The organism is Marinobacter sp. (genome assembly GCF_052091845.1).
Taxonomy (GTDB): Bacteria; Pseudomonadota; Gammaproteobacteria; order Pseudomonadales; family Oleiphilaceae; genus Marinobacter.
The window spans coordinates 1-24,433 of sequence record NZ_JBQDCO010000046.1 but is presented as its reverse complement, the minus strand read 5'-3'; the positions used below and the strand labels follow the sequence as shown (position 1 = coordinate 24,433).

The 24,433-nt window shown below is 54.6% G+C and carries 21 protein-coding genes; 14 read left to right on the top strand and 7 right to left on the bottom strand.

Annotation, left to right across the window (positions count from 1 at the left end; all coding sequences use genetic code 11):
* From ACTHYN_RS13490 to ligD, 4 genes are all read left to right on the top strand, one after another.
* The coding region (locus ACTHYN_RS13490) for an IS256 family transposase (protein ID WP_441812955.1) at positions 1-808 on the top strand (808 nt) is incomplete at its 5' end.
* Between the two features lie 80 nt (positions 809-888).
* Entirely contained in the window at positions 889-1,560 is a 672-nt protein-coding gene (locus ACTHYN_RS13485; RefSeq protein WP_441812954.1) for a glutathione S-transferase C-terminal domain-containing protein, read from the top strand.
* A gap of 83 nt (positions 1,561-1,643) precedes the next feature.
* The gene (locus tag ACTHYN_RS13480) at positions 1,644-2,108 is read left to right on the top strand and encodes a DNA polymerase ligase N-terminal domain-containing protein (RefSeq protein ID WP_441812953.1); all 465 of its coding nucleotides are present in this window, start codon (positions 1,644-1,646) and stop codon (positions 2,106-2,108) included.
* The gene (ligD, locus tag ACTHYN_RS13475) at positions 2,105-3,004 is read left to right on the top strand and encodes a non-homologous end-joining DNA ligase (protein ID WP_441812952.1); all 900 of its coding nucleotides are present in this window, start codon (positions 2,105-2,107) and stop codon (positions 3,002-3,004) included. The genes ACTHYN_RS13480 and ligD overlap by 4 nt, the downstream gene beginning before the upstream one ends.
* 123 nt (positions 3,005-3,127) lie before the next feature.
* Here the strand turns inward: ligD and ACTHYN_RS13470 are convergent, their stop codons facing one another.
* Positions 3,128-3,718 (bottom strand): exopolysaccharide biosynthesis protein, encoded by a 591-nt coding sequence (locus ACTHYN_RS13470; RefSeq protein ID WP_441812951.1) that lies wholly within the window; start codon positions 3,716-3,718, stop codon positions 3,128-3,130.
* Positions 3,719-4,970: 1,252 nt separating this feature from the next.
* Between ACTHYN_RS13470 and sorT the strand changes: the two genes are divergently transcribed.
* The gene (gene sorT, locus ACTHYN_RS13465) at positions 4,971-6,200 is read left to right on the top strand and encodes a SorT family sulfite dehydrogenase catalytic subunit (protein ID WP_441812950.1); all 1,230 of its coding nucleotides are present in this window, start codon (positions 4,971-4,973) and stop codon (positions 6,198-6,200) included.
* 13 nt (positions 6,201-6,213) lie between these two features.
* The gene (gene sorU, locus ACTHYN_RS13460; RefSeq protein WP_441812949.1) at positions 6,214-6,525 is read left to right on the top strand and encodes a SorU family sulfite dehydrogenase c-type cytochrome subunit; all 312 of its coding nucleotides are present in this window, start codon (positions 6,214-6,216) and stop codon (positions 6,523-6,525) included.
* Positions 6,526-6,770: 245 nt separating this feature from the next.
* On the opposite strand, the gene ACTHYN_RS13455 is transcribed toward sorU, so the two are convergent.
* The gene (locus tag ACTHYN_RS13455; protein ID WP_441812948.1) at positions 6,771-7,940 is read right to left on the bottom strand and encodes an FAD-dependent oxidoreductase; all 1,170 of its coding nucleotides are present in this window, start codon (positions 7,938-7,940) and stop codon (positions 6,771-6,773) included.
* 299 nt (positions 7,941-8,239) lie between these two features.
* Between ACTHYN_RS13455 and ACTHYN_RS13450 the strand changes: the two genes are divergently transcribed.
* From ACTHYN_RS13450 to ACTHYN_RS13440, 3 genes are read left to right on the top strand one after another with little or no spacing between them, the layout of a single operon-like run.
* Positions 8,240-10,042, top strand: coding sequence for an assimilatory sulfite reductase (NADPH) flavoprotein subunit (locus tag ACTHYN_RS13450; protein ID WP_441812947.1), 1,803 nt, complete (start codon positions 8,240-8,242; stop codon positions 10,040-10,042).
* Positions 10,042-11,739: an NADPH-dependent assimilatory sulfite reductase hemoprotein subunit gene (locus tag ACTHYN_RS13445; protein ID WP_441812946.1), complete on the top strand. Its 1,698-nt coding sequence runs from the start codon at positions 10,042-10,044 to the stop codon at positions 11,737-11,739. The genes ACTHYN_RS13450 and ACTHYN_RS13445 overlap by 1 nt, the downstream gene beginning before the upstream one ends.
* 25 nt (positions 11,740-11,764) lie before the next feature.
* A complete protein-coding gene (locus ACTHYN_RS13440; protein WP_441812945.1) occupies positions 11,765-11,983 on the top strand; it encodes a hypothetical protein in 219 nt (72 codons plus the stop codon).
* Positions 11,984-12,053: 70 nt separating this feature from the next.
* On the opposite strand, the gene ACTHYN_RS13435 is transcribed toward ACTHYN_RS13440, so the two are convergent.
* On the bottom strand, positions 12,054-12,725 hold the full coding sequence (locus tag ACTHYN_RS13435; RefSeq protein WP_441812944.1) for a hemerythrin domain-containing protein: 672 nt from the start codon (positions 12,723-12,725) through the stop codon (positions 12,054-12,056).
* 179 nt (positions 12,726-12,904) lie between these two features.
* Complete coding sequence (locus tag ACTHYN_RS13430) at positions 12,905-13,912, bottom strand: hypothetical protein (RefSeq protein ID WP_441812943.1); 1,008 nt, start codon at positions 13,910-13,912, stop codon at positions 12,905-12,907.
* Positions 13,913-14,097: 185 nt separating this feature from the next.
* On the opposite strand from ACTHYN_RS13430, the gene ACTHYN_RS13425 reads away from it, so the two are divergent.
* Complete coding sequence (locus ACTHYN_RS13425) at positions 14,098-15,852, top strand: autotransporter assembly complex protein TamA (protein WP_441812942.1); 1,755 nt, start codon at positions 14,098-14,100, stop codon at positions 15,850-15,852.
* Positions 15,849-19,631, top strand: coding sequence for a translocation/assembly module TamB domain-containing protein (locus tag ACTHYN_RS13420; protein ID WP_441812941.1), 3,783 nt, complete (start codon positions 15,849-15,851; stop codon positions 19,629-19,631). The genes ACTHYN_RS13425 and ACTHYN_RS13420 overlap by 4 nt, the downstream gene beginning before the upstream one ends.
* On the opposite strand, the gene ACTHYN_RS13415 is transcribed toward ACTHYN_RS13420, so the two are convergent.
* A complete protein-coding gene (locus ACTHYN_RS13415) occupies positions 19,628-20,365 on the bottom strand; it encodes a gamma-glutamyl-gamma-aminobutyrate hydrolase family protein (protein WP_441812940.1) in 738 nt (245 codons plus the stop codon). The two genes, ACTHYN_RS13420 and ACTHYN_RS13415, sit on opposite strands and share 4 nt — an antisense overlap.
* Positions 20,358-21,359, bottom strand: coding sequence for an amidoligase family protein (locus ACTHYN_RS13410; RefSeq protein ID WP_441812939.1), 1,002 nt, complete (start codon positions 21,357-21,359; stop codon positions 20,358-20,360). The genes ACTHYN_RS13415 and ACTHYN_RS13410 overlap by 8 nt, the downstream gene beginning before the upstream one ends.
* A gap of 229 nt (positions 21,360-21,588) precedes the next feature.
* Between ACTHYN_RS13410 and lexA the strand changes: the two genes are divergently transcribed.
* Both lexA and ACTHYN_RS13400 read left to right on the top strand, forming a co-directional pair.
* Complete coding sequence (lexA, locus tag ACTHYN_RS13405; RefSeq protein WP_441812938.1) at positions 21,589-22,197, top strand: transcriptional repressor LexA; 609 nt, start codon at positions 21,589-21,591, stop codon at positions 22,195-22,197.
* Between the two features lie 42 nt (positions 22,198-22,239).
* The gene (locus tag ACTHYN_RS13400) at positions 22,240-22,731 is read left to right on the top strand and encodes a cell division inhibitor SulA (protein WP_441812937.1); all 492 of its coding nucleotides are present in this window, start codon (positions 22,240-22,242) and stop codon (positions 22,729-22,731) included.
* Between the two features lie 8 nt (positions 22,732-22,739).
* On the opposite strand, the gene ACTHYN_RS13395 is transcribed toward ACTHYN_RS13400, so the two are convergent.
* Positions 22,740-23,000, bottom strand: a complete 261-nt coding sequence (locus ACTHYN_RS13395) for a hypothetical protein (RefSeq protein WP_441812936.1) — start codon at positions 22,998-23,000, stop codon at positions 22,740-22,742.
* A 189-nt stretch (positions 23,001-23,189) separates the two neighbouring features.
* On the opposite strand from ACTHYN_RS13395, the gene ACTHYN_RS13390 reads away from it, so the two are divergent.
* Positions 23,190-24,433, top strand: a 1,244-nt coding sequence (locus ACTHYN_RS13390) for a DUF1329 domain-containing protein (RefSeq protein ID WP_441812935.1), incomplete at its 3' end; no start/stop codon positions are given.

Here is a 24,433-nt window from a genome sequence, read left to right as displayed (position 1 = left end):
CAAGGCGAAGTGGCTTGATGAGCACAAGGACTGGCAGCGACGAGACCTGAGCCAGAAGCGTTACGTCTACTGGTGGGCGGACGGCGTGTACAGCAACGTCCGCCTGGATGACCGGCTCTGCCTGCTGGTGATCATTGGCGTGACCGAGCACGGCCACAAGGAGCTGGTTGCGGTCGAGGACGGCCACCGGGAGTCCGAAGCCAGCTGGCGAGAGCTGCTCACGGACATACGGGAAAGAGGCCTGGAGCCTTCGCCCAAGCTAGCTGGTGGCGACGGCGCACTGGGCTTCTGGAAGGCCCTGAGCAAGGTGTTTCCGGACACCCGGCACCAGCGGTGCTGGGTCCACAAGACGGCTAACGTGCTGGACAAACTGCCCAAGTCCGTGCAGCCAAAGGTGAAATCGGCACTGCACGAGATCTATCTGGCCGAGACAAGAGACAGCGCTCACAAGGCGTTCGATAGCACCTTGAGGCGGTTTCGGGACAAGTACCCAAAGGCCATGGAAAACCTGGAGAAGGATCGTGACGAGCTGCTGGCCTTCTACGATTTTCCGGCGATTCACTGGATTCACTTACGGACGACCAATCCGATTGAATCCACCTTCGCCACAGTGCGACTGAGAACCAAGCGAAGCCGCTCTTGCGGCAACCGCGACACCACGTTATCGATGGTGTTCAAACTGCTCCAGTCCGCCCAAAAGCGCTGGAAGCGGATCAAGGGGTTCGACCAACTGAAGCTGGTCGTGGACAACGTACAGTTTCAGGATGGAATAGAGGTGGAAGATCAATCTGACAGGAACGCTGCCTGATGGTCATACACCAGATTTGACAATAACTCTATGAACTTTACTACTGGCCGGGTATTCCCGGACGCGGGGAGTTTATCCGGTTGGCACTGGAAGAAGCCGGCGCGGATTATATTGATGTAGGCCGGGAATCCGGTAAGGACGGCTTGGGTATCCCCGCCATCACCGCTTTTCTCGACGGCGATGAAACGTCATACCCGCCGTTTGCGCCGCCTTTTCTGAAAGCCGGCGAGCTCGTGGTTTCTCATGTTGCCAATATCCTGCAGTTTCTCGGCCCCCGGTTGCAACTGGTGCCTGAGGACGAAGCGTCGCGTTTTTGGGCCCACGGCCTACAACTCACATTGACGGATTTCGTGGCCGAGACTCACGACGTCCATCATCCCGTGGGAACGGGGCTGTATTACGAAGATCAGAAAGACGAGTCCAGACGACGGGCACAAGCCTTTCATGATGAACGCCTGCCCAAGTTCCTGGGTTATTTTGAGCAGGTGCTGGCGAATAACCCGGCGGGTGATGCTCACTTGGTGGGCGCCAAGCTCTCTTATATTGATCTGTCGCTGTATCAGACCGTGGCCGGGTTGCGCTACGCCTTTCCCAAAGCAATGGCGCACCTGGAACCCAATATACCAAAAGTCACAGCGCTAGTTGCGCAGGTAGGCGAGCGGAAGAATATTAGAGACTACCTCGATTCTGACCGTCATCAGACTTTTAGTGAGGATGGCATATTTCGGCACTATCCAGAGCTGGACGTTTAAGGCGGTTCGGCTATTCGTAGGCGCTGGCTACGAGCGCTGACCAGGATAGTTGGTGTCGGGTCTCTTTGGTAAGGGAGAACGTTATGAGTAAGGGGCAAAGCGAGTACAGTCGCAAACGCAAGACTCAGCAAAGCGGTGGACCCCATGATATCGGCAACCGCCGGTCCCAAAAGAATAACCAGTTCGTGATTCAGAAGCATGATGCCAGTCAGCTTCATTTTGATTTTCGCCTGGCGATTGATGGGGCCCTGAAATCCTGGGCTGTTCCCAAGGGGCCGTCGCTGGATCCTTCCAACAAGCAGCTTGCCATCGAAGTGGAATCGCTGCACGCTGACTTAGCTAAACGCGAGACCGGCTCCTCTCCGCTTACGGATAGTGAGGCTGCTGACAGTAAAGGCGTTCACTGGGTCAAACCGGAGCTGGTCGGTGAAATCGCGTTCACGGAATGGACAGCCGACAATCGTTTGCGCCACCCAAGCTTTCTCGGGTTGCGCGACGATAAATCGCCCAAAGACGTCATCAGAGAATCCCCGGGAGTCCGCTCATGACTCGTCAAACCTTCGGTAAACACGCCGTTGACCTGAGTCATCTGGACAAGATCCTGTTCCCGGATGACGAGTTCACCAAGGAAGACCTGGTCACTTATTACGACAAGATGGCCAAGGTCATGCTGCCTCATCTCAAGGAGCGTCCGTTAACCCTGCATCGTTTTCCCGATGGCATCGGCACGAGTGGTTTCTTTCAGCAGAACCGGGCAGATCACTTTCCGGATTGGTTACAGGGTTTGGATATCGACCATGGTGGTAAAACGGGCCACGTTGAACATGTCATCGCCAATGACAGGGCATCGCTGGTCTATCTGGCAAACCAGGGCGCTATAACACTTCACCGTTGGCTCAGCCAGCAGGCTGCCTCAGAGTGTCCGAATCTGATGGTATTTGATCTGGACCCGCCTGAAGGTGATTTCGAACTGGTTCGAGAGGGCGCAAGGTGGGTTGCCGAAGGCATGCGGGACCTGGGAGCATCGCCCCATGTGATGACAACCGGGTCTGAAGGCCTGCATGTGGTTGCCCCGTTACGTCCTGACGCTTCATTTGATGACGTCCGTCAATTAGCGCAGAAACTGGCGACTCGCCTTGCCGAGCAATACCCGGAAAAACTGACCACGGAACAACGGATCAACCAGCGACACGGGCGCCTGTATCTGGATGTCTTGCGCAACGCCTTTGGGCAAACGGCGGTGGCTCCCTATTCGGTTCGCGCAAAACCCGGCGCTCCGGTCGCAACCCCGCTCGACTGGTCAGAGTTGGACGACAGAAAACTTCATCCACAGCGCTATACTCTTGGCAATATCCAGCGACGACTCGCCAAAAAGGAAGACCCCTGGGCTAGTATGCACCGCCATGCAGTGAAGCCTTCCAAGCTGGCCAATGCCTTGGAATGACGCGAAACATCTGAATTGCCTCTCGACTTATTCAGAAGTTGATGAGATGGAACTTTTGAAACTTTACCAACCACGGTGAGAGGCCTGCGGTATTGCCCAGCCAACTTGAGTGAAGATGAACCTCTAAGACCCGGTTACACCAGAGTAAAGCAGCCACAGTGTAGAGGTCGTCACAAGGATACCCAAAAGGGCCACCAAGCCGTCGTGCGCTAACAGGGCTAGGCCGAGCAGGGTGAGCGCCAGCCCCGCGCCTATCGCGGAGAAGGGTACAAGCTCCATCGGCGGCATCATCAGCGCTATAACAATGCTGATAAGGGCGATGAGATAAACCCCAGCTCCTTTGGTCATGAAGGTGAGGCGTGGACGGAGGAAGAAGTCAATAAATCTAGCGGGACGTAGCATCCAGCGGCGAGACGTTGCCAGCTTGGAGCGAGAGACGGAGCGATTAAGAAGCCACTCAGGGAGCCAAAACGAGCGCCGACCGAATAGCAATTGCATCGACACTAGCAAGATCAGTGCGCTAATTACCGTAGGGACCCCCGGGACGCCTCCTATAGGCGATAAGGTGGCGAGTCCGGGCAATAAAAGCAGTGGCGCATAGGAGCGGCGCCCCAGTGCGTTCACCACCGCTCTGGTAGAGGTGTAGCCGCCGCCCTCGCTTTCGGCTTTTGCGATGCGAGCCAGGATGCCTTCAAGATTGGTAGGCCTTTCCATTACCATTCTCCTCCAGGGCACTGAATTTCTTCCTATAGTATAGATGGCGGACCTGACGATGTGCTGCTTCATTAAACTCCCAGCGGCGTGGGGACCTCAGTCACGCAGTACCAGTGTAGGCGCCACTGGCCCGTACCCAAGCATCCCATGCCTGTGCGGCTGCAGTGGAGAGCAGGGCAAGAAAGGGGCGCAATACAGCGCGTTAGCGCATTCTTGAACCCAGAGCGTACCGCCAAGGTGCGCTCGGACGCCAGGGCATCCGCATCCAGATCCGGTATCTCCGCTTGTGTATACCAACGTATTGGGGCTCAGGCGACGACCTCCGGGACCACTATGACCGCAAAACCGCCAGGATCCGGTTGAAATTCTGCCCGAAGCCCTGACCAATACAATTCCATTCGAGAGTCAGCGGGCTTTTGTCAGGAACACCCTGGGGGCAGACAATTCATCACCAGTGCTACAGTACTTAGAACGGAGCGGGGGCTGATGTATTCGACTATATTAAGCGGTTTCATAGTTCCTGGATGCAACGTAGAGTTGCCGATCAGGGTCAGAAGTTTCAAGCCGTTTGAAAACCGTCCGTGGGAACAGGGTAGAACCCCCCCCCCTCAGTCATATCAGGGCGATCCGCGCGAGCAATAATTCGGTACTGGGCCTCGGGATTGCTCGTCGTGATCGGGCGTTCTGAGAATCAAGGATGAGCTTACGAACTGAATCGCTATCTATATTTGCATTCAGGTTGGTGGTAGCAGGAGTGTCATACCCTTCAAGTAGGGGGGCAAGCCTGTTGTGGTAATAGATGCTGTCTTTATTTTGAGTAGCGTTGAGTGCTTCGGTAGCGCGCCTGATTTGCTCTACTAGCAACGACTCCAGAGGAACAAGCTGTTTTCAGCTTTTACAAAAGCAGAGCGCAGGGCGGTTTGAATAGGGAGTGGCAGCTTTACAGATAGAGTATCGACAAAAGGGGCAATAGACGATTTTTCTACTGGGTTTATGGGAAACCAGGCGTCGTGGCGCCTCGGAGGTTGTCTTTGGATAGAGCTGAAGTCTGTTGAGAGTGTCCATTCGGTGCTTGGTGAGTTACTGATTGTGACCTCCATCCTGCCCCCCGCTACCATATAAAAGAATGGCAGATCAGTTACATACTGGTCTGCCTTTTTTGCGTTTGGGGATCAAAAAAATTCTGGTCAAACACTAACCAGAAGCTAAGCTGTTATCAGGTTCGACCAAAAACAACGAGAGGGAACGAATCATGGTAATGCCACCGAATAGCCGTACAGAAAGCGTAACGGATCCCGCCCTGAAGAACCCCAGTCGTCGCCGTTTATTGGTTGGTAGTGCCGGCGCACTTGCCTCAGTGAGCTTGCTGGGCGTCGTGCCGCTTGCGAGGGCGGATGAGGCCAAAACACTGCCGGATTACGCCAAGTGGAAAGATCAAACCGCCCTGATCGTACACAGCGCAAACACCATGGAAACCGAGCGCGGCGCTATTGGCAGTGGCGTGGTTACGCCCAGTGCCCACTTGTATGTGCGTAATAACCTGCCGCCTCCCGAAGAAGAGATTGTTACCAACGCAGATGCGTGGGAAGTCTCGTTTGCGGGTGTTGAAAACCCGAAATCCCTCACGCTGGCCGAATTAAAGCGTTTGGGTGTGACCTCTGTTGCCTCCGTGCTTCAATGTTCTGGCAATGGGCGGGCCTTTTTTACCCATGGCCCGGGAGGGACACAGTGGAGCGTAGGCGCGGCTGGCTGCGTTGTCTGGACAGGGGTGCCTTTGAAAGACGTTCTGGAAACCCTCGGTGGTGCCAATGCCGACGCCAAATACATTACTGGTACGGGTGGAGAGGAATTGCCAGAAGGGCTGGACCCGAAGACGCTGGTTGTTGAGCGTTCTGTGCCGGTTGCAGCGCTGGATCAGGCCATCCTGGCCTGGCAGTTGAACGATGAACCACTGCCTGTAAGTCATGGAGGCCCGTTGCGCCTGGTTATCCCGGGGTACTACGGGGTGAACAACGTGAAATACGTAAAGTCGATAGCCTTTACCAAGGAGCAAACGGACGCAAAAATACAAGCCTCGGGTTATCGGATACGGGATGTGGGCGAGAAAGGTGCGCCGGACCAGCCGTCTATGTGGGAAATGTCGGTTAAATCATGGATAACGGCGCCGCTTGAGAAGGCCCGTCAAGGACGCAACATGATTTATGGTGTTGCGTTTGGCGGCGTGCACGATGTTGCCAAGGTAGAAGTGTCTGCTGATGGCGGTGAGTCCTGGAAGGAAGCTCGCTTCCTTGGGCCGGATTTGGGGCCTTACGCCTGGCGGCCGTTTGTGCTGGCGCTGGATATGTCAGCGGGTGAGCACCGTATCGTTAGCCGCGCTACCGATAGCAACGGCAATACACAGCCCCCTGAGCGTACCAAAAACGAGCGGGGTTACGGCAACACCAGTTGGAAAGATCATGGTGTTACTGTCAATGTTGCATAAGGGTAAAATTATAATGAGACAGGTTGCAGTAGCTGTGGTTTTAGCTTTGTGCTCAACACTCGCCGGAGCGGATGATTTGTTTGATGAGGGTAAAAAGGTGTTTACGGAGCAAGCTCAGCCATCGTGTTCGATTTGTCATACTCTGGGGGACGCTGGCTCAACGGGCGCCATAGGCCCAAACCTTAATGAGCTGCAACCGACCGAGGATCAGGTTCTTAATGCGCTTAACGGCGGAATTGGTGTTATGCCGGATTTTTCAGAAACGCTCAGCCAGGAGCAGATGAAGGCAGTTGCGCATTATGTAGCCACCGCCGTTAACCGGTAATTTTCGGCTTTTACACGTAAAAAACCTCAAGTCGCAGTGCGCGTGCTTGAGGTTTTTTGTAGGTGAGTGTAAATCACACTACATATCACCTAATAGCGAGCATCCTTTGGCTTTTTGCTAAGGAAGTACTGCATTTGTGCTATGTCGTCCACATCAATAATACCCCTAAGTCGAAGCAGGGGCCTACCGTAACTCAGTCTCGTGATTTATGGGCAATGTCGCCCTCACGGCCTTTAAGCATGTAGTCAAAGTAGAATGGAGGCAGAGCGCGCTTCTTCACCTGCCAATAGAACGCAGATTCTTTGAAAGGGCTTAGCGGTAGCGTAGGTGTTACCTTGCCACCATACACAAATTCCGCCAACATCACCTTGCCATAGCCAGTAACAATGGGGCAGGAGGTGTAGCCGTCGTAGCTGGCTTTCAGTTGCCCCTTGGCAAGCTGCGCCAGAATGTTGGCTACCGCTACGGGAGACTGCTTGCGAACCGCGGCTGCCGTTTTTGAGGTGGGCAGTGAGCTGCTGTCGCCCAAAGTGAACGTGTTGCAGAGTGTGTTGATCCACATCTACCCAGCCGTCGGCATTGGCAAGTGGGCTGTTTTTCACAAAATCCTGAGCGCACTGCGGCGGCGTTACGTGCAGCAGGTCAAAGGATTCGGTTATTTCCTGAACTGTTCCCTCACCGTCAGTGAAGCGGAAGGTGGCTTCTTTTTTGTCACCATTCACGGCAACCAGGTTGTGGTTCATAAGCAGGCCAATGTTGTACCTGCGGGCCACCTTTTCCAGATGCGGAACGAAATCCGGCACACTGAAAAGCGCACCACCGGCGGCGTAAAATCTTAATTCGCTTTGGCCGGATATCTGTTTTTTGCGGAAGTAATCTGCCGCCAGGTACGCAATTTTTTGGGGTGCCCCGGCGCATTTAATGGGGGCAGGGGGTTGAGTGAAAAAGGCTTTGCCGCCCCGGAACTGGCGAATGCATTGCCAGGTGTATGCGGCCAGTGAGGGATCGTAATTGCTGCACACGCCGTTGCGACCGAGAGTTTCCCGTAAGCCTGTTATTTTGTCCCAGTCAAGCTTAAGGCCCGGTGTAACCACCAGCGCCTCGTAACCAATCTCTCGCCCGTCTTCCAGAACAACCCGGTTATGCTCTGGTTGAAGCTCACGGGCAGCCGCCCGAACCCAGCGCGCACCTGTTGGCAGTGTACTGGCCTGGGGGCGTGCGGTTTTTGCCAGAGAGTAAGCACCACCGCCCACAAGCGTAAAGGCTGGCTGATAATAGTGAACATCGCTGGGTTCAACGATGGCTACATCCAAGCCCGGCCGCTGCCGGAGTAGAGAGGCAGCAACACTGGTACCAGCGGCACCCGCGCCGATTACCACTACCTGATGGGTTTGGAAGGATGTGCTCTCAGACATTACAACAACTCCTTAAAGGAGCATGTTCAGTGGCTCCCTGGTATGGAAATTAAGTGGCGGTAGCTTAAAATAAATTCGTTATTCCAGGAAATGATTAAGGTCATTTCATTTATAGTTATTTGGAATATGTTTAATATCTATAAAAATCAGCTAGATGGCTTGTAAATCGATTTATTCGATTTATTTGTCCTGTCTATTCCATTTTGTCGTTCATTTTCTGGTTTTTAGAGTGTGTGCAGGTTTTATTCAGGTGTATCTGAACGCAACCATTTATTTACAGCTCACACGGATCATCCAACATGACGACAGATCTGAACTCGTCTCCTCTTTCAGGGGATCAGCAAGCACGATTGGCAGACCTTCTTACGGACATAAATGAAGGGCAGCTTTTCTGGCTTGCTGGCTTTCTTGCCGGCAAATGCTCTGGCAGCTCAGCAGGCGCAGCAAGTCATACGGCTGCAGCCGCGAGCGCGCCTGCCTCTGCAGCGCCTGAACTGACGGTTTTGTTCGGCTCGCAAACCGGCAACGCCGAAGAGCTTGCACAACAGCTGGTGGCTCGCGCGGCAGATAAAGGTGTGTCTGCCAAGGTGGTGGACATGGCGGACTACAAACCGAAGCAGCTGAAGAAGGAGCAGTACCTTGCGGTGCTCACGTCCACTCAGGGGGAGGGTGATCCACCAGACAATGCGCTGGATTTTCACGAGTTTATTAATGGCAAGAAGGCACCCAAGCTGGAAGGTCTTCGTTACAGCGTGTTGTCGCTGGGTGATTCCAGTTACGAGCAGTTTTGCAAAACCGGCCAGGATTTTGACCATCGCCTGGCCGCCCTGGGTGCAACCGCTTTGGCAGAGCGGGTGGATTGCGATGTGGACTATGAGGATCTGGCGGAAGACTGGATTAACCGGGTACTGGAAAGCATTGCCAGTGAAGCCGGCGCCAGCCAGCCGGCGGCTGCCAACGCGGTGGGCGCAGAGCAGGCACCTGCTTCGGTTTACAACCGCAAGAACCCGTATGCGGCCGCTATTTTGACCAACCAGCTGTTGAGTGGGCGTGGCTCTGATAAAGAGGTGCGACACATTGAACTATCGTTGGAAGACTCGGGGCTTACCTACAACCCCGGGGATGCGGTGGGTATTTATCCGGAAAACAACCCGGCTCTGGTCGACGAACTGTTAAGTGCCTTGGGTTTTGACAGCGAACAGACTGTGTCGGCCGATGACCATGAAATCTCGCTGCGTGAAGCTTTGGCCTTTTATCGTGAAGTCACGTTGCTGACACCCCCGCTGATGAAACACTGGGCGGAGCTTGTGGGTGCCGATGACCTCAATGCACTCGTCGCCGATAGCGGCGAGCTGAGGGCATGGACAGAAGGGCGAGATGTTCTGGATCTGGTTCAGGCCTGGCCAGTCGCAAAGCTGGAACCACAGGCACTGGTTAATCTACTGCGCAAGCTTCCCCCAAGGTTGTATTCCATCAGTTCCAGCCAGGCGGCGGTGGACGATGAAGTGCATATCACCGTGGCCGCCGTGCGTTATTCAAGCCACGACCGGGATCGCGAAGGAGTTGCGTCTGCCTGGCTATCGGATCGTATGGCTGAGGGGGATGAGGTTCGGGTATATATTGACCCGAATAAAAAGTTTGCTCTGCCCGAAGACAGTGCACCGATGATTATGATTGGCCCGGGCACTGGCGTTGCGCCGTTTCGTGCCTTCTTGCAGGAGCGCGAAGAGCGCGAGGCCGAGGGTGAAAACTGGCTGTTCTTTGGCGATCGCCGGTTCCGCAGTGATTTTCTTTATCAGGCGGAATGGCTCAAGTGGCGCCGCGATGGCTTGTTAACGCGGCTGGATGTGGCTTTCTCCCGGGATCAGGCTGAAAAACGCTATGTGCAACACAGCCTGAAAGAGAAGGGGGCCGATGTGTGGGCCTGGCTGCAACGGAGCGCGAGCCTGTATGTGTGCGGCGATGCCGACAAGATGGCGCCGGATGTGCATCAGGCATTGCTGGATATTGTCAGTGAGCACGGTGGGCTTAACCCGGAACAAGCCGAAGACTACCTGCGCCAGCTAAATCGGGATAAACGTTATTTGCGGGATGTGTACTAATGAGTGAAAAACTGCCAGAAGCTGAAGTAATCAAGCGTGAGAGCAACTACCTTCGCGGAACCATTCTGGAAGGCCTGGCTGACCGTACCACCGGTGCCTTGCCAGAAGATGACACCAAGTTGACCAAGTTCCACGGCTCTTACCAACAAGACGACCGGGAAGTGCGGGATGAGCGCCGGCGACAGAAGCTGGAACCTCTGTATCAGTTTATGGTGCGCCTGCGTTTGCCGGGTGGCGTGTTGACCACAGACCAATGGTTGGGGCTGGACAGGATTGCCGACGAGTGTGCTGATTCCACCCTGCGCCTGACCACGCGACAAACCTTTCAGTTTCATGGCGTGTTCAAGGAGCAGATGCAGCCGTTCATGCAGAAAATAAATGCCCTGGGTCTGGATAGCCGTGGTGCCTGCGGCGACGTTAATCGTAACGTGATCAGTAACGTGAACCCGCACCAGTCGCAACTGCACGGTGAAATACACGAGTTGTCGTTGGCGATCAGTGAGCGTTTGCGCTGGCGGTCGGCGGCGTACGCGGAGATCTGGCTGGGCGACGAGTGCGTTGAGAAGTTGGGCGAAGAAGAGGAGCCTTTCTATGGCCATAAGTACCTGCCCCGTAAATTCAAAATTGCGCTGGCGGTGCCGCCGGAGAACGACTGTGATGTGTTCGCCAACGACATAGGCCTGATCGCTATTATTGAAGACGAGCAAATCCGTGGCTTCAATATAGTGGTTGGCGGTGGCATGGGCTTAACCTATGGCGACCCGGCTACCTATCCGCGCCTGGCGACTATGGCCGGTTATGTGCCGAAAGAGCAGATTGTGGATGCCTGCGAAGCCATTTGTGCCATTCAGCGGGATTTCGGCGACCGCACCAACCGCGCCCACGCCCGTTTCAAGTACACGATTGATGACCATGGCATGGACTGGTTTCAGCAACAGTTTGCCCAGTACCACGGGCAGGCTTTTGAAAAACCGCGCTCTTTCAGCCTCAGCCGTAATGGCGATCGGTTTGGTTGGGTAGAAGGCGAAGATGGCAACCAGCACCTGACGCTGCTTATTCCCACCGGCCGGGTGGCAGATACTGAAAACGGGCTGCTAAGAACCGCCTTGCGTAAAATTGCAGAGGTTCACAGTGGCAGCTTTCGTATTACTTGTAATCAGAATCTGGTGGTCGCCAACGTGCTTCCGGAAACAGTGGCCGCGGTGAATGCCATCGTAGAGGAATACAAGCTGGATGCTGGCAACCGCAGCACGCCATTACGCCAGAATTCCATGGCCTGTGTGGCTTTTCCCACCTGTGGCTTGGCTATGGCTGAGGCTGAGCGCTTTCTGCCAGGCTTTGTCACCCGCGTGGAGCAAACCATGGCGGAGGAAGGGCTGGAAGCTGATGCGATTAACCTGCGCATTACCGGGTGCCCAAACGGTTGCGCCCGCCCGTATCTGGGTGAGATTGGGCTGACCGGTAAGGCTCCGGGTAAATACAATCTTTATCTGGGGGCCGATTTTTCAGGCCAGCGTATGAACAGGCTGTATCGGGAGAACATAGATACAGACACGGTACTGGAGGAGCTGCGGCCACTGTTTCGTTCGTATCAGCAGGATCGTTCTGCGGAAGAGCGGTTTGGTGATTTTTTGGTCAGGACTGGTATTGTGGAGGAAGAGCGCACACCGGCTATGTTGCATCAGCCATTGAAATAACAATGACCACCGGGATGGGAGCCCTATGAGCGACGCAGAAACCAAAGAGTGGGAACGTCTTGCTTTTGTGGCGGGACGGGACGGGGTATCGGCTGCCGTTGCGTTTGCCCAGCAGGGTTCCCGGCAGTATGCCGCCGCCATTCGTGAGGCAGAGTCTGGCGGTAATCAGTATGGCGCGGCTTATCGGGATTGCCTGCAAACATCGATTAGTGTTTATGAGAGTTACATTAGCAAGCACGGGTAAGCTCTTGGAGGGCTTACCCGTGCCTTTCTGTGTCCGGGCTTTCGTTCAATAGATTTTTACCCTGAACGCCTCAGAACTGGAACCTTGGGAACAGAATATCCCGCTCGAGATAGATTTGTTCCGACAAACTGAAGTCCAGGGCTTTCAGTTCATCATACAACCGGCGCCATGAGCGGCAGGCTGCTTCTGGCACCTGGTAGTTGTGGGTCAGTTCCCGCAACCCTCTGAGCTGTTTTTTGATGACTTCATGCTCGTCATTCATCTGGCCGATAGGTGTGTCGGGGCTGGGTGGCTGATCATTCTCCAGCCGGGGCAGCACATAGGCCTCTTCCCGCTTTACGTGATCCGCCAATGTTTGCTCCAACTGCTTTACAGCACGGGTGATCCCCAGGGGTACGTCTGGACTGGCGCGATGCACGGCTTCAATCTTTCTCGCCAGGCGATGCAGGGCCGGCAGCTGTTGAAGGTGAACGGCGTCATACTCGGTGCTCAGGAGTTCGAGTAGTGTATCTGTCTCCATTTCTTCCAGTGGCTTGTGCTCCATGCATACATCGAATAATTGCCGGCACAGGGTGTTCCCCGCAATACCCGCCTGCGCTGCCGCCTGTTGTACGGTTTTGCTCCGGTCTTCGCTTACGCTCAGGCTGTAGCTTTGGAAGACGCTGGATGTTTCGGGGCATTGCTCGACCATCCGGCCAATGGTTGTTTCGTTGCAGTTGCCAAGAATGCTTTGGTATCTCATGGTTCACCTCCCATCTTCTGTTAACTAATATAATAGATGAATGTTTTGTGATTGCAATGAGAATGGTACCTATTCACGAAAATAAAAGGATCGTTTTGGATAGTTGAGAGTGCTGTGGGTGCTCGAAAACCTGCACACTAAATGCCAGGCCCTCCCGGGCGCGCCTTCAGGTGTGCCAGTCAGGGAAGCTCTTCCCTCCAACGCTTGACTTTAACCTGGCCTTTTATGGCTTCGATAATTTCGATGATCAACGCGATCAGTGCGTCGTTTCTTTCGTGCTCGTTTTCCGATGCGCCGGGCCCGCGTATAAAGACATTTACAATGTCTTCAATAAACCCGTGATTTTCCGAAGAGGCCAGGTCTTCGAGAATCTGCTGAATAACATTGGCAACAATATCGCCCACCGCGTCTTCCAGGGTGTCCTTGATGGTGGACCCCACCACTGGCAGGTATTTTAGCCGTGAAAGCTCCACGTTCTGCTCAAGCGCATGGTCAACCCTGGCTTCAAGGTAGCTTCTCAAGGCACCGCGATTGGGTACGTAGCCCTCTTGCGCCGCTTCTGCTACGCGGGTTGAAATCCATTCTGAAAGCATCTTGCGCCGTGGGTACAGGATGTCGTTCTGGATTTTCTCGAACAACGGCGAGCCGAGCGTTATCTCGTGCTGAACACCGCTCAAAACCTTGGCGACGATGCGATCCGAAAGCTCTTCCATGAAGGCTTCGTAGTAGAAGTTCACGAAGCGGTAAGCGCTGCTGCCGGTTACATCAATAATTTTGTACTGATGCAGGCGATAGATAATCGAGATTACCCTTAAAACCCGCAGGAATCTCAGGCTTCCTACAGGGATACAACCAATCAGGTCATACCAGTGAATGAAGGGGTAGAAGTACCAGCGGTCATACACTTTAGCCCTGATTGCATAGCCCCAACGCACAAAAAACTCGGTGAGGAAAACCGCCACGAACATCGCATCGTAAAATATGAAGTTCTCATGGATTGGGTGGTAAAGCGCCTGAAGTGTTGGAAGGTTGTCTTGCAGTACATTCTGGATAGCAACGAAGCTGTATACGGAATCCCAGATAATGAACCCGAGATTGATGATCAGCAGGCCCAGCATCACAAAGTCGATAAGAAACCAGCTAAGCTGGTGGCTGGACTTCAGGTTCTCGAGTTTGATTTTCAGCATTCGCTGGTATCCATCCTCTGTCATTATATGCTGTGAGGTAATAGGCTCTCTGATATTTCGACAGGTTAGCGTATTTGAATCAAGCCGACGACTGGCCTGAGTGCAGATTAACTTGACCGCTTGGCGCTAAACTCTCACGCTTAAGCGATAATCACTACTGTCCCAACTTGCATTGAAGCAGCCGGATGCTATCACTTGATCATATGTTGAAATTGGATCCAATTCGGCTTTTGGGCCTGTTCGTTGCTCTATGGTCTTCTTCAGGCTTTGCCGGTCAGGTTGAGGTTCACGTGAATGGCGACTACCCAGGGCTGCAGGAAAATGCTGAGGCATTTATTGGCGAGGTGGAAGGCCGAAGTGCAGGCAACCTCCGGCGTTATGCATCAACTGCGGTCGATCAGGCCAGTAAAGCATTGCGCGCGCTAGGTTATTACAACCCAGTGGTTGAGTGGCAAGTAGAAGATAGCGCCGGGGACGAGCCGGCTTTGCTAAGCCTTGCAATTACCCCGGGTGACCCGGTGCGGGTCAACTCACGAACCGTCGAAATCCGCGGCGCTGCGGCTTCTGATCCTGGCTTTTCTGATAATTTCCCGGAGCACCCTGCGGAAGGCGATATTCTCAATCATGGGGAGTATACAAACCTGAGAAATGCCTTCCAGACCCGTGCGCGAGCGCGCGGCTACTTTGATGGGCAATACGTTACCCATACGCTTGAGGTTGATCCGGAAGCCCTGACCGCCGACGTTACTCTGGTGTTTGAAAGCGGCGAGCGCTACCAACTCGGCGATGTGACCTTTGAAGAAGGGCATTGGTTTGAAATCGACCTGTTGCGGGATTTTGTTACGTTTGAGCCAGGCATTCCCTACCACGCTGACGAAATTGCAAAGCTCAACAGTGATCTTCTTGGCAGCGGTTACTTTGCCGGGGTAGATATAGATGCTTCCCCGAGGCGCGCGGACGATGGCGTGATTCCGGTGGGCGTTGGGGTGACCCGGCGTGATCGCCGTTCAATTGCCACTGGTCTGGGCTTTTCCACTGACGTAGGCCCGCGTTTCCGGGGCACATGGCGTGAACACTGGGTGAACCGTATGGGGCACTCCCGTGGCGCGGAAACGGAGCTCTCCGCGCCCAGGCAGAATGTGAGTGGCTGGTATGAGCTGCCGCTGGATCCGCCAATGACCGATTCAATCCGCCTGACTGCCGGGTATCAGCACGAAGATATCGAAAACGTTGAATCCGAACTGCTCACCTTTGGTCAGCAGTGGCAGCATCAATTTGATAATGGTTGGCTGCAAGTCTTGTCCATGCGTTGGGAAGGTGAGCAGTTCAATATCGGTAACGATGAGAAGGGCACCAGTAAGCTGCTGTTGCCGGGCATAGGCTACTCCAAACTACACGCGGATTCGCCGCTTGATCCGTCGCAAGGTTACCGGTTGCAGTTTGACCTGAGCGGTGCGCACCGTGCAGCCCTGTCGAGCGTGGACATATTGCATGTGAATGCGATTGCAAAGGGATTGATTACGCTTGCGGGAAAGCACCGGTTGCTGGCCCGCTTTCAGTTCGGTGGTGTTGCAACAAACAAGTTTTCCGATGTGCCGCCTTCGCTGCGTTTCTTTGCCGGCGGCGATCAAAGTGTGCGCGGTTACGGTTATCAAACGCTCTCGCCAGAAAATGATAACGGTGTGCCGGTGGGTGGCCGTTACATCATGGCGGGCAGTGCCGAGTATCAGTATGAGTTTGCCGACAGTTGGCGCGCCGCGCTGTTTGTAGATCATGGCAACGCTGTTAACGATTTGCTTGATCCTCTGGCGACCGGCGCCGGTTTGGGTATTCGCTGGATCAGCCCGCTGGGGCCGTTGCGCCTGGATGTCGCCAAGGGACTTAATCCTGAATTTGGCGGCGAATGGCGGATTCACTTCTCGATGGGGCCTGAGTTGTGACGGACGCGCAAAGAGACAACGAACACGTCGATAAAGCCGAGCCGCCCAAGCGCAGGCGGAGAGGTCGCTTCCGCTTCTGGCTGTTGCTGCTTCTTGGCCTGTTCGTTCTCCTTCCTGTGTTACTTGTGGTGGCTGTTCTGCTGGCACTGCGCTCTGAAACCGGCACTGCCTGGGTGATTGACCAGGTGCCCGGGCTTGAGGCTGTGAATGATCAAGGCTCCCTGTTTGGAAACTGGCAGGCAGATAGCCTGCAATGGCGGGGCTATGGAGTGGATGTGTTGGCGGAATCTCCCCGTGTGGACTGGTCGCCTTCCTGCTTGTTTAATTTACAACTGTGTCTGGATACGCTCCACGTAAAGCAGCTGGATGTTAACCTGCAGCCCCCCGAGGAAGATCAGGAACAAGGGCCGGCTGAGGACATCAACCTGCCGGGGTTTGAGTTACCGCTGGCATTGCGGATTGACGATGTGCGGCTGGGCAGGTTCACTTTCAATGGCAGCAAAGTGTGGGACAGGCTTGAGCTGGATGCTGGCGGGTCGGGTACGGATTGGCAGCTTGAGCGGGTCTCCTACCAGCTTGACGATATTACCGTGCTGGCCTCCGGCCGTGTGGAAACCCGGCGGGACTGGCCGATTAATCTTGAGGTAAACGCGAACCTGCCACCACCCTATGGCGATAACTGGGCTATTGATTTGCTGCTTTCGGGGAGCGTTCGGGATCTGGCGGTAGCAGGGCAGAGCCGCGGTTATCTGGATGCAGAACTGAAAGGCAAGGTTGAGCCCCTGGCATCGGATTTGCCTGCGAGCATACGGATATCTTCACAGCGGTTTCGAGCAGCCGAAGCGCTGCCGAAAACCCTGGTGTTGCAAGACTGGTTTGTTGAGGCCACGGGTAGCCTGCAAAACGGCTTTAACACACGGGCTCAGGCGACCTTGCCAGGGACGGAAGGGCCGGTCGGTCTGACACTGGACGGGCGTGTTACCACTGCAGATGCCCGGAATATTCGGCTGAAACTTGCGACGCAAAACGCGTCAGGCAGCTCGCCGGAACCTGAAACCCTTGTCGTTACCGGCAACGCCCAATGGAAAGATGGCCTCAGCGCAGAGGCGAAGGGACAACTGCGGCATTTTCCCTGGTATTCACTGCTGCCCGATATAGACGAGCCGCCCGTTGCATTGCGCACGCTGGATGTCGATGCGTCATGGCGTGATGGGCATTATCAGGCCAGCCTGACGGCCGATGTGGAGGGTCCCCAGGGCAGTGCCGAGCTAGCGACGGTGGTGGATGGCGACACCAGCGGGGTTCGCATAACGGAGCTTTCCGCGCTAACAGGTGCAGGCTCCCTTTCTGGTAACGGAGCCGTTGATTTTTCCGGGCCCTTATCATGGCAGGCGGCACTTGAGCTTGAAAATTTCAACCCGGGCTACTGGTTGCCATTGTTGGAGGCGAACCTTAGTGGCGATGTAACCACTGAGGGTAAAATGACTGATGGCCCGGTACCGGCAATGCAGGCAAATTGGGATCTGAAGGGCCAGTGGAGGTCAAATCCCACGGTTGCTTCGGGCCGGCTTGATACCTCAGCCGGAGACTGGGGTGTGCCGGAACTGAGGCTGGTTATTGGCGATAACCGTCTTGAGGGTAGTGGGTCCTGGGGCCGTGAGTTACAGGCCGAAGTGAACCTCGAATTGCCGAGCCCGGATAAAATCATGCCGGGCCTGGGCGGCGAGGCAGATCTGCAGTTTACCCTTTCAGGAACCCCGGACGATCCCCGTGGACAACTTGCAGCCAAAGCCACAGAGTTGCGCTGGGAGGACTTGCTGCTGATTGAAGAACTGAACCTGGATGCGACGTTGCAGTCTGGCTTCCAGCTCGACAGTGATCTGCAGGCGAATGGTATAACCGTGGCGGGGAATAATATCCAGTCAGTGAATCTTACCGCCCAGGGAACACAAAAGAATCATCAGATTGCCGTTAAGGTTCAGCAAAGCGACGCGGGCCTTGAGCTGGCACTACAGGGGGGCGCTGGTGAAGCCTGGAACAGTTGGCAAGGTGAGCTTGCCCGTGGTGTGATTGATGTGCCCGGGCAGGATCAGGACTGGGTGCTGGCCTCGCCGGCTGAACTGGCCTATGCGGCCAGCGGAGAACTGCATTTTGCAGCTCATTGCTGGAACTGGAAACAAAGCTCTGTGTGTGCGGACGACCAGGTTCTGCTGCCTGTGCCCAGTATTGCCTACCGCATAGACAGTTTTCCAGCCGAAGCGCTGAGCCCGGTGTTACCCAAATCACTGCGGTGGTATTCGAGTATCAATGGCGAGATTGATTTTACCCTCACGGATAACGGCCCCGACGGCCGGATAGCGATAGATGCCAGCGACGGGCGTTTTGAGCTGCAGCTTGATGGTGAGTGGGAAACCCTGAGTTATAACACCCTGACGACAGAGCTGGATCTTGCACCAGACGAGGCCAACCTTGCTGTGCGATTGTCTGGCCCGGAGCTTGGACAGCTTGCGGTGGACATGGCGCTGGACCCAATGGCGAAAGAGCGCACGGTGGAGGGGCAGTTCAAGCTGGATGGTCTCGATATTGCCTTGGCCGGATTGTTTACCGGGCTTGAAGAAGTGGCCGGCGAAGTGAACGGTGAGGGCACGATCTCGGGGCCACTGATGAAACCGGCGGTGCAGGGCAAAGTTGCGCTGGCCAACGGCCGCGTGGTGGACACCCGGCTGCCTCTACCGATGGAGGAAGTCGGTGTAAGCGTTGAGCTTAATGGCTATTCGGCAGATATCCATGGGCGGATTGCCAGCAATGATCACAGTGAAACGCTTATTGAGGGTGAGGTTGACTGGCATGAGGCGCCCGGTGGCGAGGTACGTATCACCGGGGACAGGCTGCCGTTCAATATAGAGCCCTATGCCCAACTGGAAGTGGCACCGGATCTTACCATTGCTTTCCGCGACGGCGCCCTCGGTGTGAGTGGTCGAATTGACGTGCCCCGAGGGGACATATCAATAGAGGGGCTGCCTGAACAGGCTGTTTCGGTATCCGACGATGAGGTCATTGTGGGAGTCGAGCCGGAAGAGCCATTGATTCAGTCTCTGGATATGGATGTCACCGTTGTTGTCGGCGACGATCGGGTCAGCTTCGCCGCGTTTGGTGTCACCGGCGATCTCGAAGGCTCCCTGAGGATCGGTAACGATATGGATACCCGGGGTACGCTGCAATTGGTTAATGGCGGGTTTGAAGCCTATGGTCAGGAGCTGGAACTACGCCGCGCAAGAATACTGTTTGTCGGTAGCCTGGTTCAGCCATACCTGGATATAGAGGCCGTGCGCAAAGTGGATTCGGTTGTGGCCGGGTTGCGTCTGAGTGGCCCCGTTCAGTCGCCCACCACCGAGGTGTTCTCCAGCCCGGATATGCCGCAGTCGGATGCGTTGTCTTATGTGATTCTCGGGCGGGCACCCAGAGGGCAAAGTGATGACGGACAGATGAGCAAGGCTGCTATCTCGCTGGGGCTGACGCAGGTAAATAAGGTAACCGGGAAAATCGGCGAAGGCTTCGGCATTCGAAATCTAACGCTGGAGGCTGAAGGCAGCGGTGACGACACATCGGTTGTGGCGAGCGGTTATCTGAGCGATGACCTCAGCATTCGCTACGGCGTCGGGGTTTTTGAGCCCATCAGCACTGTTGCGCTGCGTTACGACCTGGGAAAGTATTTCTATCTTGAAGCTGCCAGTGGTTTGGCGGCCTCTCTGGATATTTTTTATACCCGGGATTTTTAAGCCTGGTTCTTGCCGGTTTCAGGTTCCAGCCGGCGCAGCTTGAAGGTGAGTGCCGCCTGCAGGAACTGGCCAAAGATGCGTCTGTGCCCACTGTGATAAAGCAAATACTCGGGATGCCACTGAAGGCCCATCAACCATTGGCCACGGGTGCTTTCGATGGCCTGCACAAACAAATCATTATCCACCGCCACGACTTTGAGGTTTTTGCCCAGCTGTTTGATTGCCTGGCTGTGAATTCGGTTGGTTCCGATAACCGGGGCACCCATTATCTGCCCCAGCAAGCTGGTGGCCACAAGGCGAACGGTTTGCATAGGAAACAGCAGGGGCCGATGCCGGGTATTCACGCGCAGGGGCGTAACGTTCTGGCACAGAGAACCACCATGGAATATGTTGATAAATTGCGCCCCCCTGCAAATGCCCAGCACAGGAATGCCGATGGCCTCGGCCTGTTCCAGCAGCGACTGATCGGTCGCATCGCGAGCCGTGTCATAACGAGCGCTTACTTGAGGTTCCTGGCCATACCTCTCGGGGTGAACATGAGTCCCTCCGGAAAGCACCAGCCCGTCCAGTAACGACACATCCACTTGGGCGCCCGGGCGAATGTAATAGGTATGCGCGCCTTTCAGTCTCAGCCCCAGGCCTATCAAGCGTTGTGCGACACGCTTTCGGGCAGGACCACTGATGCCGATAGTCAGGCCAGGGGGACTGTCTTCAGGGTAGTGCTGTTCAGACATAGCCTTTGCTTTGCAGCCAGTTCGCTGAAGTTTCCTGCCAGCTTCGGGTCAGGTTGCGTAAGCTGATTTTTCTGCTGTCCCGGAATAAACCGCGCAGTTCCGCCAGATCCTCGGCATGGTTCGCCAGCTGTTCTACCACGATCCAATCATTCCATACAGTAGAGAACTGCCATTCAGGATTGTCGATGTCGCAGTCCGGGAGCCGGTAGTGCAGCGTTGGTCGACTTTTGATACGAGGGTCTTTCACATACTGATCCAGTAGTGGTTTGTCCAGGTAGGCGAATAGCGGCAGCAAATCCAGGGCGCGGTTGCGGGTGGGGTTCGATTCCAGATAGTCCACCATCATTTCACGCTGGTCTGGTGCATAGTCATCGGTAACCAGCAAATCTGTGTAGCGACTGCTCCAGGGCTCAATATAGGGGGTGAACTTTCGACTGATATCCAGCTGATGGCGGGCCTTTAACCAGTCATAAAGAACCGCAAAAGCTTGGTAGTAGCGGATTAGCGTGGTTGGTTTGAGGTCGGGCAACTCTGGGTTCAACTGTAGCCCGAATGCAAAGTAAATGGTCTCTCTACTACCCTGGGCCCCCGCTCCGCGCAGCCTGGATATCAGGGTTTCAATCTGGCTGAGCCTGGAAAACGGCACGGGCGGGCTAATAATCTCCAGTGGCACAATGCGTTCAGCTGCCGCATCAATAACCTCCATGGCCTGCCCGCCAAGTTCACGAAGGGATTGCGGCAAACGGTCGTCGGCAAGATCCAGATCCTTGATGGGGTCCGAGTCGAGCTCGATAATAAAGTTCCCCAGGGGCGTGGCAAGCTTGCTTACATAGCGGGATTCTGGTGTGGCTTCTCCCTCAAGAAGCTCGGCAGCCAGGGTTACAAGCTGTTGGTAACCAAGCCCGGATAACTCAATTTCAACACCCACTCGGCGCTCTTTTCCATCACTGGTATTCAGTATGTCCGGCATTTTACAGGAGGTGGCGTGGTTCATATAGCTCACTGTTCATGAATGTAAGATCCTTTTAACCTTATCACACTACCGAAAAGGCAATGGTTAAGTGGCTGCAAGAAAATAGCCTGCGTGGCTTTACACTGGATAAAACACTGTATATAGTCAAATAACTGTATAAAAAGACAGGATGGTTGGTTCACTGTATACGCCATCAGATGTCAGGCCCAGCATGTACAGCCTTGCATGCAAAAAGCGGAGCAGCGAAGCAATGAAACTGACAGCAAGACAAACTCAGGTACTGGATATTATTCGCCGGTATGTCGATGACACCGGCTACCCGCCCACCCGTGCAGAAATAGCCGCGGAAATGGGTTTCCGCTCGGCTAACGCTGCCGAGGAACACCTGCGGGCACTGGCACGCAAGGGCGCTATTGAAATGGTGCCGGGAGCTAGCCGGGGTATTCGTTTGCCCGAAGTGGCTGAAGATCCCGGGCTGCCGATTGTTGGTCAGGTAGCTGCGGGCAGCCCGATTCTGGCGGAAGAACATGTTGAAGACCATTGTGCGCTGAGGCCGGAGTTTTTTTCGCCCTCTGCTGATTATCTGCTCCGTGTCAGGGGTATGAGTATGAAGGATATCGGCATTCTTGACGGGGATTTGCTCGCGGTACACAGCACTCAGGATATTCATAATGGCCAGGTGGTGGTTGCCCGGGTGGGTGAGGAAGTGACGGTGAAGCGCTTCCGTAAAGAAGGCTCGAAGGTGTATCTGATTGCCGAAAATGAAGAGTTCGAGCCTATCGAGGTCGATCTGAAAGAGCAGGAGCTGTTCATTGAAGGGCTGGGTGTGGGGGTTATCCGACGCTCTGACCTGCACTGACCTGGCTGACATAACAACAGACGTATAAAAAACGGGTGATTTATGGAACAACTTAGCTTCAATCAGAATACAGCTTGGCAGCAGGGTGTTTTACCATGCCCGGCGTCAGAGTACTCAGCCCGGAAGCAGCGCACTGTTCTTCGAGCCAGGCATAAACCAGGCGTTGCCGGCAATACGCCGGCCGGCAACGTGACAGAAATCATTTTGCCGGAAGGGCAGGTTGAGAACTTCCAGTTACTACTGCCCATGCTGACCCAGCTCAACCAGGAGAAGCGTTGGCTGGCATGGATAGATCCGCCCCAGTCGCTGGTTAGCAAGTGGCAAACAATGCACGGTATCGTAACAGGGGAGCTTCTGGTTTTGCGCTCCACGGCAGAATACCCGGCCCGCCAGCTAGCAGAGATTGCTTTGAGTGCGGGCACCTGTCATGCAGTAGTCATGTGGACAGGTAAACTGGGCAAAAGCGCTTTCGATTCCCTACAAAAAGCAGCCGCTGAGGGTAATAGCCATGGTGTAGTGCTCAGGCAACGCTGAGCGGCATGTTAATGCAGAGTGTATGCGGGCTGAGCGTCTGAAGCGTCCAGCTCGTCGTCGTCCCAATCGATATCGTGCGTAATATTACCCGCAGCTTCTATCCCGGCGGCAATCATTGCCTTGGCCACAGACATATCGCGATCTTCCATCATTTCGCGAGCTTCCGTAGAAAAAGAAATTTTGACCAGCGGCGCGCTGTCGTCGTCGATGCGCCGAAGCGCATAATCGCCGTTGCTCATTTGTACAATCTCGAAAAACGATGGTGACATTTCAAATAACCTTTAAATTAGGCGCCTGAATAAGTCGACCAGTGTACCATTTTAACCCACAGATTTCTTTACCCCTTAGGTCCTGTGTCTGCGTGACAATAAAACACAAACATTAACTTGAAACGGTCGTTTGAATTTAGAGAAGATTACCGTCAAATACGGGGTTTGGACTGTCTGGAGGAGTAAGGAATGCGAAGCCAATTTGTGGCATGTATTGCAGTGCTTATGTGCGGGTTATCCGGGCAGGCGCTGGCGTCAGTAACTGTGTCTGAGGCTGAACGGCTGAAGCAGGATTTAACACCGATCGGGGCTGAGCGCGCAGCCAATGCTTCCGGCAGCATTCCCAGGTGGACCGGCGGGCTGTATGAGGCTCCCGCCAACTGGCGCAAAGGCGAGACAGAAGTAAACCCGTTTCCAGAAGATCAGGCCATGTTCGTGATCACTGCAGACAATATGCATCTTTATGAAGACAAGCTCTCCGACGGTTCTGTCCAGATGCTAAGTCAGTATGGCCCGGATTTTTTTATGCCGGTTTACCAAACTCGCCGTACTGCTGCTTTTCCGGAACAGGTATACAAAAAATCTTATGAGAATGCATTGAGTGCCGAGGTTCTGGACAATGGCAACGGTGTACGCAACGCCATCATGAGCAGCCCGTTCCCTATCCCTGAAAACGGATTGGAGGTGATATGGAATCACATTCTTCGGTACCGTGGCGAAGAGGTGTCATTCCGCAGTGCGTCTGCCACGCCGCAGGTTGATGGTTCCTACAACCCGGTAGTCAACCAGTATGATTATTATTTTGCTTACAGTAAGAAAGACGCTGAGCTTGAAGATATCGACAACAAAATTTTCTACCTGAAAACAGATACCATTTCACCGTCTAACCTGGCTGGCACCATAACGCTTGTACATGAAACTCTCGACCAGGTGCGTTCGCCAAGGCTGGCCTGGCGCTACGATTCGGGCTCCCGGCGTTTGAGACGGTCACCGAACCTTGCCTATGAGACAGACCTGCCAAACTCCTCATCTTTGCGCTCGGTAGACCAGAAAGATATGTATAACGGCGCGCCAAACCAGTACAACTGGGAGTTGAAGGGCAAGCGTGAGATGTTTGTGCCCTACAATGCCTACAAATTGCATGATCAATCGGTTCAACCTGACGATGTCATTCGTGCTGGCCACATCAACCAACAGTTGGCCCGTTATGAGTTGCATCGCGTGTGGGTAGTGGAGGCCACCCGGCGTACCGGCATCAAGCACATCTACGATCGCCGTGTGTTTTACGTGGATGAAGACAGCTGGCAAATTGTGATGTCGGAAGAATATGATGAGTCTGGCGATTTGTGGCGGGTCTCGGAGGCGCACAATATTAGCTATTACGGAGCGCCGGCATTCTGGACTACCATGGAGATGACGTACGACCTTAAAGC

Bases quoted from the DNA above. Each gene is read 5' to 3' on its own strand.
- ACTHYN_RS13440 (WP_441812945.1), top strand. From the start codon at position 11,765: ATGAGCGACGCAGAAACCAAAGAGTGGGAACGTCTTGCTTTTGTGGCG.
- ACTHYN_RS13415 (WP_441812940.1), bottom strand. From the start codon at position 20,365: ATGTCTGAACAGCACTACCCTGAAGACAGTCCCCCTGGCCTGACTATC.
- ACTHYN_RS13400 (WP_441812937.1), top strand. From the start codon at position 22,240: ATGGAACAACTTAGCTTCAATCAGAATACAGCTTGGCAGCAGGGTGTT.
- sorU (WP_441812949.1), top strand. From the start codon at position 6,214: ATGAGACAGGTTGCAGTAGCTGTGGTTTTAGCTTTGTGCTCAACACTC.
- ACTHYN_RS13445 (WP_441812946.1), top strand. From the start codon at position 10,042: ATGAGTGAAAAACTGCCAGAAGCTGAAGTAATCAAGCGTGAGAGCAAC.
- ACTHYN_RS13435 (WP_441812944.1), bottom strand. From the start codon at position 12,725: ATGAGATACCAAAGCATTCTTGGCAACTGCAACGAAACAACCATTGGC.
- ACTHYN_RS13425 (WP_441812942.1), top strand. From the start codon at position 14,098: ATGCTATCACTTGATCATATGTTGAAATTGGATCCAATTCGGCTTTTG.
- lexA (WP_441812938.1), top strand. From the start codon at position 21,589: ATGAAACTGACAGCAAGACAAACTCAGGTACTGGATATTATTCGCCGG.
- ligD (WP_441812952.1), top strand. From the start codon at position 2,105: ATGACTCGTCAAACCTTCGGTAAACACGCCGTTGACCTGAGTCATCTG.
- sorT (WP_441812950.1), top strand. From the start codon at position 4,971: ATGGTAATGCCACCGAATAGCCGTACAGAAAGCGTAACGGATCCCGCC.
- ACTHYN_RS13450 (WP_441812947.1), top strand. From the start codon at position 8,240: ATGACGACAGATCTGAACTCGTCTCCTCTTTCAGGGGATCAGCAAGCA.
- ACTHYN_RS13410 (WP_441812939.1), bottom strand. From the start codon at position 21,359: ATGAACCACGCCACCTCCTGTAAAATGCCGGACATACTGAATACCAGT.
- ACTHYN_RS13470 (WP_441812951.1), bottom strand. From the start codon at position 3,718: ATGGAAAGGCCTACCAATCTTGAAGGCATCCTGGCTCGCATCGCAAAA.
- ACTHYN_RS13430 (WP_441812943.1), bottom strand. From the start codon at position 13,912: ATGCTGAAAATCAAACTCGAGAACCTGAAGTCCAGCCACCAGCTTAGC.
- ACTHYN_RS13480 (WP_441812953.1), top strand. From the start codon at position 1,644: ATGAGTAAGGGGCAAAGCGAGTACAGTCGCAAACGCAAGACTCAGCAA.
- ACTHYN_RS13395 (WP_441812936.1), bottom strand. From the start codon at position 23,000: ATGTCACCATCGTTTTTCGAGATTGTACAAATGAGCAACGGCGATTAT.
- ACTHYN_RS13455 (WP_441812948.1), bottom strand. From the start codon at position 7,940: ATGTCTGAGAGCACATCCTTCCAAACCCATCAGGTAGTGGTAATCGGC.